The organism is Brevibacillus borstelensis (assembly GCF_037834415.1).
GTDB lineage: Bacteria > Bacillota > Bacilli > Brevibacillales > Brevibacillaceae > Brevibacillus > Brevibacillus borstelensis_A.
The window spans coordinates 15,293-29,961 of sequence record NZ_JAUMSJ010000018.1; the positions used below are offsets into that span (position 1 = coordinate 15,293).

Sequence of the window (14,669 nt, forward strand, 5' to 3'; positions counted from 1 at the left end):
GATTTTCGCTTATTCCTCTTTCGGCAGGACAATTCCTTTATAAAGCTGTACCGTAATCCAATAGTAAAAGGTGTAGATGACCAGGAAAATGGAGATCGGCACCCAGATGCCCACATACGGTTCTTGCAGGATAAACGAGAACATGTTCATCCCCACGAGGACGTGCACCAGACCGATCAGGGCAGGAAACACGAAGACGATGAACAGCTCCTTGTAAATCGAGCCGACAAGCCATTCCTGGCGAACCCCGATCTTGCGAAGCATGCTGTAGCGGTCTTTGTCCCGGGTAGCTCCGGACAGAATTTTAAACATCAGGCAGCTTGCCATCATCGCCAAAAAGGCAATTCCGAGGAAGAATCCCATGAACATCGTCCCGCTCGTAAACGCATACAGGCTGGCATACGTGCTGTATTTCGAGTAAAGCTGGGGACCCTCGGCTCCAGTCTCATCGGCATACAACCGGGTTTGCCGCTCATCGATTGCTTTTAGCTCCTGCTTGTACTTTAAAAAGTCATCCACCTTGGCGAGCACGACCGCGCGCTCTTCCCCTTGGATTCCGCCATAGGTCGTTTTATCGACAATGCGAATTGCTTTGCCGTTTAACATCTGGTAGCTGTTGATAAATTCACCCGTGACCACTTCCTGCCAGTCAGGGGGCATCGACTCGACGGCTGGCCCCAGATTTTCGTACGCGGTGTACACCCTGGACGGGAGCGGCGTTGACACACGCTTGATCCGATGGGCCGGATCGTAGTCCTCCAATACGACCGTGTTGATTAGCGGAGGATGCGCAAGCAAATCGTCCTTCAGGTAGTAAATCCCCGCGTCATCCACCTTGTATCGGTACGTGTTTTGTTCCTCAACCGTCATTGCTTTCAATGCCTCGTAATCCGCAGGCACAGGATTGTGTATGATGACGTCATAGACTTTTCCCATATCCGCCATCAGGCTCACGTTCTTCTGAAAAGCCATGCCTCCTGCCATTGCCCCGACACCGAGAGCGATCAGCATCGCTACCGTTCCGAGCACCTTTGTCAGGTTGTTCACGCGAAAGCGAAGCTGCGCGAACGTGAAAGCGTTCAGTTTTCGCTCATTCCACACCCGATTCTTTTTCAGCGCATTTACAAACACAGGCAACAGCGTGATGAAAAGCAGATACGTTCCGATGGTGGTAGCCGACGCAGCGATGAAAAGTCCGATTTCTCTGAGCTCTTCCATATGGACAAGCGCATAATAACCCGCCGCCAGTCCGGCAATGCCGATCAGAGCCAGCAGAACCGTAGCGAAGCCTTTTCGCTTCACGATGTCATTTTGCTGTTCGGCCCGTATGAGATCCAGTTCTGTCGAACGAGCCAGCTTGATCGCGTTTACCGATGACGTCAACAGAAAGAGCACCAAAAAGAACCCGCACGTCATCATGATGGAAGGGAGATAGAAGGGCTGGTAGCCTTCAAGCGAGATATCGAGCTGCTTCATCAGCAAGACGCCAACTCCGCTCGCCAGCCCGGCTCCCGCGATAGTGCCGATGACCAGCGAAATGATCCCGAGTACAAGCGTTTCCAAAAACAGGATTTGGCTGATCTTCCTCTTCTTCGCGCCCAATACCATATACATCCCGAGTTCTTTGCGTCTGAGCGACAGCAGAAACGAGTTGGCGTAAAAGATATAGAAGAAGGTAATGAAGGCCAGCAACACAGAGCCTACATTAAAGACGAGCTGGATGGAATCGATCACCGAATTCTGTTTCGTAAAGTCCCCATTCAGCGCCAGTGTCTGGAACATGTAAAAGATCGTAATCGAGATGACCAGACCGATCAGGAGAACCAGATAGTCTTTCATCATTTTCCGCATACTTGAAAGCGAAAGCTTCAACAGCATGTGCATTCCCTCCTAGCCCAAATCATGCGATGCACCAAGCTCGGCAAGCACATCCAGGATTTGTTTGAAGAATTGCTGACGGTCTTGTGTCCGGCGGATTTCCGTATACAATTTTCCGTCCTGAATAAAGAGAATGCGTCGGCAATAGCTTGCACTGAAAGCGTCGTGCGTGACCATCATGATCGATACGTCGTGGTGCTCATTCAGATCGGTCATCGTTTCCAGCAAGCTTTTCGCGTTTTTGGAATCAAGCGAACCGGTCGGCTCGTCTGCCAAGAGAATCGCCGGATCGTGAACCAACGCGCGTGCGGCCGCGGCCCGCTGCTTCTGCCCGCCTGAAATCTGGACCGGATACTTCTGCAATATTTCCTGGATTCCCAAGGTTTGCGCCACCTTGTGCACCTTGGGGCCAATCTCGCTGGAGGAGACGCCTTGCAGCGACAGTGGCAGGGCGATGTTTTCATACACCGTCAAGTTTTCTAGCAGGTTGAAGTCCTGAAAAATGAACCCCAGCTTTTGCGAGCGGAAATCTGCCAGCTGATTCTGCTTCATCTGGGTGATGTCCGTTCCGGCGATCTGAATGAATCCGTCCGTGGGGCGATCCAATGTGGAAATAACATTCAGCAGCGTCGTTTTTCCGGAGCCGGAAGGACCCATGATTCCGACAAATTCGCCTTCCTGAATCGTGAGCGATACGCCCTTTAACGCATGTGATTGACTTTCTCCCCGTTTGCCGTATATTTTTTCAACGTCTCTGACTTCAAGTACAGATGGTTTCATGTTTTCCTCCCAAGCTTTTTCCTAAATCTCAATGACAGTTAGCTACTTTCATCGTCGTTTACAACTGTAACTAGTTTCCATGCAAGTAGCTATTGATCTACCTTACATTTTGCTTTCGGTTTTGTAAGGAAAGCTTAGGTCGAGCTTTGGCGGAGGAGATGAAAAAGGAGAAAAACACTCAGGGTACGGTGGGACACTTGCTCGGGGTGGATCTGGCCGGCTGCATTCCAAAAGCGGAACACGTCCAAAAGCAGCCGGTTCAAAATGCTTCTCAGAGGTTGGACGCTAAATGCGGTTCCGCTTTTTCCATTCCGCCTGGGTAGGTGTCAGCTTCCGTTTTTATCTAGCTTTCTTTTCAAGCTTATTTCTTTTGTTTTTGGTTCTTTGGCATCTTCGGCCATCGGCTTGGGTCTACATACCGAAGCATCGTGTGGAATAGTTGCCCCCATTGCTGCTCATTCAGGGAAGAGATCGGTTGATTCCTCTCCAGTCTCAACGTTCTCACTACATGCTTGATTTGGGAAGGCGTAAAAACTCCCTGTAATGCCTCAAAAAGAGGGGCTTGCGGCTGCTGAAGGACGTGTGCAGCCAGTGCCATGAACCTTGCACGAGCATGAAGCGAAATCAATGGATCCTTCTTTCTGAAGATCGTTACTACTGCTGAATCGACCTTTGGCGGCAGTGAGAAATTGTCTGGTGATACCGTCCGGACGAGCTTGATTTCAAACCACATCCGCCATTTCAGGATTCTTGGATTCGTAATCGGTACACCGGTAAAACGTTTGGCTGCTCCTTTTTCCATGATGAGCACGGCTCTCTGCAACGGAACAGCAGGGTCGTCCAGAAGCTTCCCGAGTATCGGAGTGGTGATGGAGTACGGAATATTGGCCACTACGCAAAACGGACTCTTTGGATGGTTGATTTGTAAAAAATCACTTCGGCTGGTTCGAATATTTGTTGTACCCTGCATCCTGTCGAGCAGCTTATCGGCAAAAACCGAGTCGCTCTCAACAGCTATAATTCTTGCCGCTTTCATTGCCAGCGGGAGCGTTATCGACCTTTGCCCGCTCCGATATCTATCACAGTATCATTCGACGTTATTCTCGCCATGTCGATCAAGTCTTTGATCAATTGTTTATTGATCAACAAATGTTGCGCAGAAAAGTTTAGTAAGGAATGAAAAAGGCACAGCACAAATAAACCTGAACCATCTGTGAAAAATGGCCAGGTTATACATGTTCTGTACCTTTCATTACCTTACACGCATGAATGCGATGCAACACATGATCTAGGGTCCTCCTCAAGGACAATTCATGAGGAATTTACATCCATCGGATAGCGATATCCGAAAACAAGCACGCAGCTTTCTTGGGGCGTACTCTAGCTATAGGATATCTCGCCGGAAAGAATAAGTCTATTCTTTTTTTCGATTTCCCGATATATTTTCTATGCTGCTTCCGCGGGCCAGCAATCTTGCACGTCATCGTGCTAAAAAAGGGAGCGTGTAGAAATTGTCAGTTTTAGAAAAGGCAAATGAAAAACCAAAGGTGCGGTTAATCACGGCGGGGTTATTGCTGGGGCTTGTTCTGTCATCTGTGGATCAGACCATCGTTTCGACCGCCATGCCGACCATCCTGAATGAGTTGGGCGGACTATCCCTGTACAGCTGGGTTTTTGCCATTTATATGCTCGCTTCGACAACCGCCATGCCGCTCTACGGGAAACTGGCGGATTTGTTCGGCCGCAGAAAGATGTATTTGATCGGGCTGTTCCTCTTCCTTGCCGGTTCGGCGTTATGCGGAATGGCAGGAACGATGGAACAACTGATCGTTTTCAGAGGCATACAAGGTCTCGGAGCCGGAGCGCTGATGCCGATCGCCTTTACGATCATCGGAGATATTTATCCTCCTGACAAGATTGGCAGGTTTCAAGGCTTGTTCGGTGCGGTATTTGCTGTATCCAGCATCCTCGGACCGGCAGCGGGAGGATTTATCGCAGAACATGTGAGTTGGAACTGGATCTTTTACTTGAATCTCCCCATTGGCATTCCCGGCTTTCTTATTTTGGCGACGGCGTTGAAAGAGCGGAAGAACGAGGAAAGACGACCGATCGATTGGCTCGGGGCGATTACATTGAGCGGCGCGATTGTCTCCAGCCTGCTTGCGCTCGTGCTGACTGGCGACAAGCCGGGAACGGAAGTACCGTACCATTGGGGACGGCCGGAAATAATCGGTTTGTTCAGTATCGGGATGATCCTTTTGGGCTTGTTTGTCTGGATCGAAACAAAAGCAAAAGAGCCGATCATCCCGCTCCATTTGTTCAAATTTCGCGTGATCGCATTCGGCAACATTGCCGGATTTTTTGTCAGTGCGGGGCTGTTCAGTGCGATTGCGTACCTTCCTTTGTTTGTACAAGGGGTAATCGGGGTCAGTCCGTCTGTCGCCGGCTATATATTGACACCCCTTATGCTTTCTACCGTCGTCACCTCTACCATAGGGGGACGCTTGATGAGCAAAGTATCATACCGTGCCATTCTCGTTCCCAGCTTGGCTTTCATGGCAGCAGGATATCTTTGCCTCAGTCAAATGAGCGTGGATACGTCCATCTTGCAAATCGTCCTGTGTATGATCATCGTCGGTCTGGGCATGGGAGCGGTTTATCCGACGCTCGGTACAGCGGCGGTGCGAGCTGTTGGGTTTCAACTGCGGGGAGTAGCCACGGCCTCGTCCCAATTTTTTCGCTCCATCGGAGGAATGATCGGGGTCAGTGTCTTGGGCAGTCTCATGACGCAGCGAATGGCATCGGGAGTGCGCCAGCTTGGCGAGCAAGAGGCGGCGCTGCCGGTGAGCAATCTCTCCGCCGACCAGCTTCAGTCTCTCGTCAACCCGCAGCTGCTGCTGGATTCCGATGCACGCGCTTCTCTGCCTCCCGAAGCGCTCGCGGGACTTCAGCATGTATTTAGCGACTCCTTGGGAAGTGTGTTTCTAATCGGACTGCTGTTTATTTGCGTCGCGCTCCTCGCATGCGTCTTTATGGGCGGAGAGCGATTGGTCGCGCCAGAAGAAAAATAGACCTGCTCTGTAAAGCGAATTGTTCTGTCCCGTCTGCCTCCTGGTCTGACTGCCCGTTTCGCTGAGGAAGAAACAAAGGCTCAAGCATGGTTTGCTTGAGCTTTTGTTGTCATGTCGTCCTGCGTATTTTGTTCATACTCTTCGGCGCTGCTTACACGAGCGTCCTTCGGTTTCGGATCTCCTCTCGCGCTCGATCATTCATTCGAGCCGGGCTCCAGGCTGGCTCAAAGACAAGGTTGACATGAACCTTCCCTACCTCTGGAATGCTTTTGGCTTTGGCTTCCACCTGACTGACAATCATATCGCGAAGCGGACACTCGGGAATGGTCAATGTCATGGTGATCGTCACATTTTTTTCCTCATCGACCGCAATGTCGTATACCAGACCCAAATCGACGATGTTCACGCCTACCTCGGGGTCGATTACGTCTTCAAGCGCTGCCCACAGTTTTTCTGTTATGTCCATTTTTTCCATCCCCTTTCATGAGGATAGGTTTTCCTTTGTCCAGCTGTTTCTTGCATCGGCACTGCAATTCATTCACGAAAGAGAGGCCGCCCCTCGAGCGGCAAACGCTACTCGGGGGACAGCCTCCATGCAGACTCATGGCTTATGTGTTCACTAGTCAGGCCGGTTACCTATTGCGCATAGAACGCGTTCTCCTGAAGAGCCACGCTCCGAACAAGATGAGACCAATACCTGCCAACTGAAGCGGGAGATGGCTCTCTTCTCCGGTTTTCGGCAAGACTTTTTTGCCTTCTTTGTCCGGATGAGTGCCGCCACTTGGAACATTGCCATCTACCTCGTACAAATCCTCTGGATTTTTGCCCGTGCTTGCCGTGCCGCTTGCCGTATCGCTTGTCGTGCCGCCTTCCGGTACTTTGACCGAATCGACAGGCACCGTTGGATCCGCAGGCTGGCCAGGGTTTGCTAGTGCCGGAGGTGCCGGAGTTCCTGGCATTGGCTCGACAGGTGTTACCGGAGTCGGTTCTGCGGGAGATGGCGTAGATGGCCCGACTGGCTGCCCAGGTTTGTCCGGCTGGGAAGGAACGCCTGGCCGTTCAGGCTTCTTGTCAGGTGCATCCCGGTCCGGTTTGTCTCCGTCCGGTCTGTCTCTGTCCGGTTTGTTGGGTTTCTCCGGATCAACTGGCGGGTCTACCGGCGGTTTCGGATCGACCGGCGGGTCTACCGGCGGTTTCGGATCAACCGGCGGATCGACCGGCGGTTTTGGATCAACCGGCGGGTCTACCGGCGGTTTCGGATCGACCGGCGGGTCTACCGGCGGTTTCGGATCGACCGGCGGATCGACCGGCGGTTTTGGATCAACCGGCGGCGTTCCACCGCCTCCTCCGCCAGAGTAGCGGGTATTCTCGACGGTTACGGTCGTGACTTTATCTTTTTCAATCACAAATTCCGTTAGCCTTGTCTTGATCACATAACCGCTTGGAGCCTTCGTTTCCTCGAAATAGTACGTACCAGGTCTGAGATCCGGAATATGCAATTCGCCGTTTTCGCCCGTGATCAAATCGCTCAGGATCGGCGTCTTGTTCTCGTCCAACAATCTGAATTTCGCATCTTTCAATTTGACGTCCGGACGACTGGAATCTACCTTTGTCAGCGTTACGGATCCCGGAATCAGCTCATTCGTAAATGTTTTCTGTACGACCTGGCCATCATCTACGATCTCAAATTCCAGTGGTTCGGACTTGAGAACGTAATCGACAGGAGCGGCAATTTCCGCGAGTTGATACTTTCCTGCCTTCAGATTTGAAATCACCAGTTTGCCGTTTTCATCCGTCTCAAGGTTGGTTTGCAGAATTTCGCCGTCTGCATTCCGAAGCTCAAATACAGCTCCCTTCAACGTGACGGTTTGGTCAAATTCGTCTACCTTCACGATTTCTACAGACCCACGATTTGCTTCATTCGTCATTGTTTTTTCGATCATGGTTATCTGGTTTGGATAAATCGTGAAAGAAATCGGTGTGTCATCCAGCTTGTACCCTCTTGGTGCACTTGTTTCGACAAGCTGATAGTCGCCCGGTTCCAGCTTCGCAAGGTAGAGCTTTCCGTTTGCGTTGGTCACAAGCGAAGTATGGTCGGCAACATCCTCAAACACATCGCCGTTTTTCCGCTGGAGTTTGAAGACAGCGCCTTCCAGCCCCTTCTTGTCGTTCTCCGAATCGACTTTCGTCAACTCAAAGCTCCAATCGCCTTTCTTGTTTGTAACCGGGATTTCCTTGTCTTCGTTGAACTTGATCACTTTGCCGCTTGCGTACGCTTCATCGATGATATACCCAGATGGGGCCGATTTTTCTTTCAGTAAATATTCTCTAAAGTTATATTTTTTCTTTGTTGCTGCTACTCCCTTTTCATCTGTCACAAGCGTTTCAAGCAGCATTTTGCCTGTCTTGTCATACAGTTCGAATGTGGCTCCTGCCAACAGCGCACCCGAGTCGGCATCTGTTTTGACAATTTGGATGAATGCCTTCCCTGTCGGGTACGCCCCTCCGCCGGCTCCTGACAAGCTGACCTGGATTCCGCCGGCTCCACTGCCATCGTCAGCCATGGACGTTCTTCCGGCAAAAGTGGCTTTGTTCTTAATGACCTCTCCGTCTTCAGCGATGATGAACGACTTGTATTCCAAAATATAGGCGCTCTCAATCGGCTTTGTAAAGGTCAATGCAAAGGAATGCTCCCCATCCGCTGGCGTAAGAACTGTCAATTCATAGTCGGCGGGATCGGCAGGCTCTCCTTTACTTACTACCCCGTTGGCATCCACCACTGTCCGATAGAGCTGGAAAGATTCCCGGTTGAGGATTTGATTGCTCGACAAGGTGTCAGTTACAGTCGCACCCGCATCGATCCAGGACTGATTTCGGTTCAGGTAGATGGTCCAGAACGCATTTTCTGCGTCTGCCCCTGTTCCCTGCTTGCCTTGTTTAAAGATATACTCCCCACCATGCTTTGGCTTCACAGTAGCGGATTGGGCAAACAACGCCGGCCCGCCCCCGTCGCTCATGGTGGCATCGTTCGAGTACTCGGACAAGACCTCGTGACCTTTCAGGCTCGTCTGGTACGTGATGCGATAGGCAGAGTTGATGGAGTCTTTAAACGTCAATGCAAAGCCCTCGTGACCTTCACTGTTCTTCAAACCGCCTTCAAACGAATACGCACTGCCAGGAACCTCTTCTCCAACCGCTACCTGGTCGGCTCCACCCTTAAGGATCAAACGATTAACCTTTAAGGACCCATCGACAAAGGTTTGCTCTCCCTGATAGAAATCCTTGATCACTGCCTGGTTAATCTCTTGCAAATTGTAGTTTACATCGACGGCCCAGGTGAGGGTTTTCGTTTTAGGGTCATATTTCCCCGTTTTATTCCCGTTGTTCTTGGTATAACGGTCTGAGGAAACAGTAGCCGAATCTTCTCTATCGTAGGACACCCCGTTTTCAAGCCATGTCAGCTTTCCATGGTTGGCAATGTCATGAGCGTTAAAGTAGTTCGGGTCAAACTTCGTCTTGTACTCGATGACGTATTGAGTGTTGATAGCATGCTTGAACTTGATCGCAAACCCTTCGCGATAATCGTTGTTGGGCTCGACCGTGTAATCTGTACCCTCTGTCAAGCCGGGTATTTTCAAGCTTTCTTTGACAAGCTCAATCCCTTGGCCCTTATAGCTGTCGGTGATGACAACCTCGTCCATTTGATAGTTGTCAAAGTTCAGGTGCATCTTCCAGAGAATGGTTTTGGCATTGTAGTCGATGTCCTCGTTTTTGGCTTCCTTCCAAAAGATGACCTGATACATCCCTTTTGTTGCCTGTTCAGTCCTGCCATCGTACATCTCTGCCTTGTTCGTCACATTGACACTCTTGCGAACACGGTCTTTCGCTTTTGTGTCATAGATGATTTCGTAGGCAGATTGAACACCATTTGGAAAGCTCAGTTTGAAGCCGTTTGGAAGCGTATCGTCTACGACATATTCACTTGCAGCCACTTGGCTTCCCCGGGTCGCCTTACCGTTGTCGTCAATGGTAACCTCGTAGACTTTCAGTGTATCTTTGAGCAATTCCTGCGTCTGCTCGGTTTCAAAGGCATCGATAATCCAAGCATTACCCGACGCGATCACTTGTTCATTGTAATTGTACTCAATGGACCAAGTGAGGGTTTGCGTAGAAGACCTGTAAGCAAGAGACTTTTTCGCGAGCGGTTGGCTGAATGCAACACTGACGGCAGCTGAATCGTCCTTTGCGTACGAATCGCCCGTAACCGTCACATTGTTTGTGTATGTCGTATCTTTTGCCTCAAGGATTTTGGTTTTGTACTTGACGCGGTACGCTTTATCGATATTTCCAAAGGCAAGCTGGAACTGATTGCCGGTCAGCGATGGCTGTATCGTTACAGCACTTCCCTGGCTTACACTCCCGTCCAGCATGACCTCCAGCTCATATACCTCGACAGAAGAAGGATCAATTTCAATTCCGGCAGGGATGATATCCTGAAAGATTGCGTTGGCAATCTTTTGCTCGCCTTTGTTAAAATCGACAACCCAGTCGATCTCGCTTGGGTTCATTTTTTTTGCTGTTCCTTGCTTGTCCATTTCTTTCTTGATATCGCTTTTGAAATGAACGTTGATCGTTTCTCCCAGGAACGGAAATTCGATCTGCTGCTTCGTTCCTCCGGAAAACTTGTCTTTGTCAAATGTTCGCCAAACCTCAAATTTACCGACGAATTCGTCATTCTCCACATCTTCGCTAAAGGTGAAGGTAACGGTGCCCTCCGGTGTTACTTTATAGGTACCCACATCACCGTCAAGATTTCCGGTCAGCTCTCGATCTACCTTAAATTTGTCCGGCAGATCGAAGGTAGAAGTGTCGCCACCCTTATAGGTGTGTCCCGCCGGAAGATGCCAGTCGAAGATCACCTTTACTTTTGATCCCTGATCAGGACGGACTTCGGTAATGTTATTACCTTCCTCATCCTCCATCACCACTTTTGTAATGATGTTTTCTGGCGATTTATCGGGGGCCTCAGGTGGAGTTGGCGGCGGCGGTGGAGGCGGCACAGGCCCCGTTCCTGGCCCCGGATTCGTTCCGGTTCCTGGATCTGTTCCAGTCCCCGGATTGGTACCAGTACCCGGATCCGTTCCGGTTCCTGGATCTGTTCCGGTTCCTGGATCTGTTCCGGTTTCCGGATCCGTCCCTGTTCCCGGATCTGTTCCGGTTCCCGGATCCGTCCCTGTTCCCGGATCTGTTCCGGTTCCCGGATCCGTCCCTGTTCCCGGATCTGTTCCGGTTCCCGGATCCGTCCCTGTTCCCGGATCTGTTCCGGTCCCGGGATCTGTTCCGGTTCCTGGATCTGTTCCGGTTCCGGGATCTGTTCCGGTTCCGGGATCTGTTCCGGTCCCTGGATCCGTTCCGGTTCCGGGATCTGTTCCGGTTCCGGGATCTGTTCCGGTTCCTGGTTCCGCGCCCGGCTCCGGATTATCCATGCCCGCTCCCGGATCAGACACATCTCCATTTGCCGAGGCACCCTCTTCGCTGGTGATTCCCGCATTCATCGGTGCTTGATTGGCGCTAACAAACGCGGCGGGCAAAAAGAGATTGACCAGCAAAGCAAATACTAAGTAGACAGATAAAAACTTCTTTCGCTGCCACATCCTAACCACGTTCACCTCGCAGGTTTATGTTGGCAAGGCAGTACGCCTCTGGCCCGGTTCCCCCTATTCACTTTTGGATCAGGCGGCCAGTCCCCTTTCTGCCGGGGAAGAAGAATGCAACACCTTGCACAAATTTTTCGCGTGCTTTTTTCGGTCCTTCCTCCTCTCCTTTGTACTTCATCTGTAAGGTAACTGAAGCTGTTCACTCTAGGTGACTACTTACATCGATTTGCTTGATTTTGGCTAATCAGCCATAAAACACACTATAAAAGATCACTCTGAATATTTTCTGAATCTGAGAAAACGAAAAGCCGCCCGCCTCTTTTGCGAGAGGGAGCGGCTTCCAAGCAGTTCCTGCATCCTGTCTTAAAACTGCTTTTCTATGACATATTCGCTTTTGTTCTTGATCATGGTCGGCTTTTTCGTTCCCTTTACCATGATCGAGTCATACGTTGTATCAACCGTAATCCATTCATTTGTCTCTTTCAGGTAAATCTCGTTCCAGGCATGGTACTGAGGGATGTCATTTTTACGTCCCATCACCAGCTTGGCAGGAATCCCCTCGCTTCGCAGCATGGCGGCAAACAGCGCTGCGTAATCGTAACAGATGCCCTGCCGTTCATTCAATGTCGAATCGACCGAAGGGATGTATTCACTCGTGACGCGATTGGCTTTTTCATAATCGTACTGCACGTTTTGGATCACATAGTTGTAGATTGCTTGTACCTTGTCCCGGTCGTTTTTCAAACCGTTGGTCAGTTCTCTGGCTTTCGCGACCGCATTCGTCTTGTCGTTCCAGTAGATCATTTGAATCGGCTGCAAAAAGACGGCCTGCGGGCTTGATACCGTTACATTCACTTCTTTGCTTTCAATTGCGCGGTATTTATTGTCCGCGACGTGCTGCAGAACCGTAATCGTATATTTGCCATCTCCTAATTGCAGGGGAAAGCGGTTGTGGTCTTTTACACTATAATAGAAATGCTGGTTGTCTTTGCTGATCTTGACCTTGTCGTTGACCGATTGAGCCGTGTCATGATGTTGGACTTTGACGATTCCGTTGCTTAGCTCGCTTACGTCAATAAGCGAGGGAGCGGCATTCGCCCAAGCAGTCGCCGGAGCGGCCAGCAAACACATGCTTACCACGGACATAGCAAGTCGGCGTATAAACACAAAAAAACTCTCCTTTCGGTAGCTGGCTGCCATCTTGAATACAAGGAAGGCCCTATAGCTTTGCGTCTCTAATTTTCATTAGATTTGCCATTATCGTTTGAAAGTTTTAAGTTAAAGATATTAAAAAAATAATAGCATAAGTTTACAAAAAAGGGGAGTCTCTTTCTACCTTTTTCTACATAATCCAACTTACTCTGCTATTTTCCCTTTAATAATCAGCCGATGCGTCGGGTTGTGCATCGGATGACAGGTAATAAGCGTAATCTCCTTGTCTTCCCTGTTTCCTTCCAAAACCCATACTTCTTCTGGCTTTACATACAATTTTTCCGTCACGGTATACGCAAATGCGGCTTGTCCGTTGTCTACCTCGATTTTGTCTCCTACCGTCATCTCATCCAAACGGTTAAAATTTCGGCCGTATGTAAAGTTTCTGTGCCCGGCTATGGCGTAATTGCCGACTTCTCCGGGTTTTCCGGTGTTCTCGATACTCGCAACAGTCGTTTTCATATTTTTATCCGAAGCACCGTGAAGAATAGGCAGCATCAAATCAATTTTTTCAATCGTCAAAATACCTTCCATGTTCTGATAGCTGCTGAAATCCGGGGCTGTCTTTTCCCCGTTCCCGGCCGAACCATTGGCCTCCTCTCCGCTTTGGCTTGCTTCTGCCACAGGCGGGACTGTCGTTTGAATGGATCCAGACGCTTCTTCCCCATTGGAAATATTCCGCAAACTATTCTGCCATTCCCTGACAAGCTTTTGCTGCTGGTAGTCCTGATACTCCTCCGCCAGAGTGGGGTAGCTCAGCACAACGATTCCCGCCAGCATCAGAAGCACTGAAAACAATCTCATCTTCATGTTTTGCCCGTCCCTATCCGCGTTTTTAGGAGCCCTTTTTCCATTGCTCGTACCACTCTGTCAATTCTTTGCTGGGAGCAACGTCGAACTCCTCTCTCAGCTTGGTCGAGATGAGCTGGAACTGCTTGCTTACCTCTCCCTGGTGGTTTAATCTTGCGTACAATTTCATTAAATGGAAGTAGCCTTCCTCCATTAAAGGAAACCTTTCGCGTATCTTTTGATAAATCAAAATGGCCTCGGTGTATTGTTCAGTGGATACGTAATATTCGGCGATTTGCTTGACATGATTCAACCAGAGCAGCCGAATGCGCTCCTGCTCGTACTCTGCCCACAAATAGGGGTGCTCTTCCAGAAAATCGCCGGTGTACAAAGCCATGATAGCTAGATGTTGTTCCAATGTCTCTGGCGTAACTTTGGGAGCTTTTCGCACAAAGGCCTCCCATTCCTCAACATCCAGCTTCAAATTTCCCCAAACCAGCCGATACCCTTCATCCTTGTATTTGATCTCCAGATCGAAGCCAATGCTCTTGATCATTTTCCGAATCTGATAGATGGCTGTATGCAATTGTGTCCTTGAGCGATCTGTGTCGTAGTCGGGCCAGAGCAAATCAATCAGGACCTGCTTGCTCACTGTCTTGTCCCGGTAGTGGACCAGGTACGCAAACAGCTCCTGCCCTTTCAGCGTCTTCCAAGGAAAATATTGCGCGTTGCCTTGTTGATCGAGATAATGCAAGCTTTGCAAGCAGCAGAGTGTCATCTTGCCGCTGTAGCTGATCGGGGTCTTGCCGGCGGATTCTGCTGCCCGTTGCACGGTGACCGCCAACCTGCTCTGATGGACAGGCTTCAACAAATAGTCGAGTGCATTCATGTCAAATGCCTTCACCGCGTACTCCTGAAAAGCGGTAACGAACACAATGTGAAGGTGGGGCTGAATGTTCAACAGTCGTTCAGCCAATTCAAAGCCGTCCATCTCGCTCATCTGGATATCCAGGAATGCCACATCCAGTTTTTCCCTCTGGGCGGCCTCCAATGCGGCGTGAGGATCTTGAAATGACCCCGTCAAGCGAATCGGATCGTTTATACCGCTCTGTTCGGTCAAGAGCTTTTCCATTCTTCTCAACGCAAGCCTCTCATCGTCTACGATAATTGCTTTCAAGCATATCTCTCCTAATTTGCTTCAGCTGTAACATCTTTTGCAACAGCCGCAGCATCTCTCCCATTTTATTGTAACAATAGGCGCATGAGATGTCCAAGATGAATG

8 protein-coding genes, 1 pseudogene and 1 riboswitch are annotated in these 14,669 nt (G+C 50.0%); of the genes and pseudogenes, 1 reads left to right on the top strand and 8 read right to left on the bottom strand.

Annotation, left to right across the window (positions count from 1 at the left end; translation table 11 throughout):
- Positions 1-9 precede the first annotated feature (9 nt).
- The 3 genes and pseudogenes from Q3F21_RS15390 to Q3F21_RS15400 all read right to left on the bottom strand — a co-directional run bounded on the left by Q3F21_RS15390 (position 10) and on the right by Q3F21_RS15400 (position 3,768).
- A complete protein-coding gene (locus Q3F21_RS15390; protein ID WP_340254558.1) occupies positions 10-1,878 on the bottom strand; it encodes an FtsX-like permease family protein in 1,869 nt (622 codons plus the stop codon).
- Positions 1,879-1,890: 12 nt separating this feature from the next.
- Positions 1,891-2,658, bottom strand: coding sequence for an ABC transporter ATP-binding protein (locus Q3F21_RS15395; protein ID WP_340254561.1), 768 nt, complete (start codon positions 2,656-2,658; stop codon positions 1,891-1,893).
- Between the two features lie 361 nt (positions 2,659-3,019).
- Positions 3,020-3,768, bottom strand: a pseudogene (locus Q3F21_RS15400) (rRNA adenine N(6)-methyltransferase family protein).
- A 401-nt stretch (positions 3,769-4,169) separates the two neighbouring features.
- Between Q3F21_RS15400 and Q3F21_RS15410 the strand changes: the two are divergent.
- Complete coding sequence (locus Q3F21_RS15410; protein ID WP_340254570.1) at positions 4,170-5,729, top strand: DHA2 family efflux MFS transporter permease subunit; 1,560 nt, start codon at positions 4,170-4,172, stop codon at positions 5,727-5,729.
- Positions 5,730-5,880: 151 nt separating this feature from the next.
- On the opposite strand, the gene Q3F21_RS15415 is transcribed toward Q3F21_RS15410, so the two are convergent.
- From Q3F21_RS15415 to Q3F21_RS15435, 5 genes are all read right to left on the bottom strand, one after another.
- Complete coding sequence (locus tag Q3F21_RS15415) at positions 5,881-6,195, bottom strand: metal-sulfur cluster assembly factor (protein WP_340254573.1); 315 nt, start codon at positions 6,193-6,195, stop codon at positions 5,881-5,883.
- Positions 6,196-6,361: 166 nt separating this feature from the next.
- Complete coding sequence (locus Q3F21_RS15420; RefSeq protein ID WP_340254576.1) at positions 6,362-11,383, bottom strand: collagen binding domain-containing protein; 5,022 nt, start codon at positions 11,381-11,383, stop codon at positions 6,362-6,364.
- 366 nt (positions 11,384-11,749) lie between these two features.
- Positions 11,750-12,553: a transglutaminase-like domain-containing protein gene (locus Q3F21_RS15425; protein WP_340254579.1), complete on the bottom strand. Its 804-nt coding sequence runs from the start codon at positions 12,551-12,553 to the stop codon at positions 11,750-11,752.
- A 14-nt stretch (positions 12,554-12,567) separates the two neighbouring features.
- A riboswitch (cyclic di-GMP riboswitch) is annotated at positions 12,568-12,652 on the bottom strand.
- A gap of 90 nt (positions 12,653-12,742) precedes the next feature.
- Entirely contained in the window at positions 12,743-13,408 is a 666-nt protein-coding gene (locus Q3F21_RS15430) for a sortase (protein ID WP_340254582.1), read from the bottom strand.
- 25 nt (positions 13,409-13,433) lie between these two features.
- Complete coding sequence (locus tag Q3F21_RS15435; RefSeq protein ID WP_340254584.1) at positions 13,434-14,564, bottom strand: response regulator; 1,131 nt, start codon at positions 14,562-14,564, stop codon at positions 13,434-13,436.
- Between the last annotated feature and the right edge of the window lie 105 nt (positions 14,565-14,669).

Coding starts and splice junctions, on each gene's coding strand:
- Q3F21_RS15390 (WP_340254558.1), bottom strand. CDS start 1,878: ATGCTGTTGAAGCTTTCGCTTTCAAGTATGCGGAAAATGATGAAAGAC.
- Q3F21_RS15395 (WP_340254561.1), bottom strand. CDS start 2,658: ATGAAACCATCTGTACTTGAAGTCAGAGACGTTGAAAAAATATACGGC.
- Q3F21_RS15415 (WP_340254573.1), bottom strand. CDS start 6,195: ATGGACATAACAGAAAAACTGTGGGCAGCGCTTGAAGACGTAATCGAC.
- Q3F21_RS15420 (WP_340254576.1), bottom strand. CDS start 11,383: ATGTGGCAGCGAAAGAAGTTTTTATCTGTCTACTTAGTATTTGCTTTG.
- Q3F21_RS15430 (WP_340254582.1), bottom strand. CDS start 13,408: ATGAAGATGAGATTGTTTTCAGTGCTTCTGATGCTGGCGGGAATCGTT.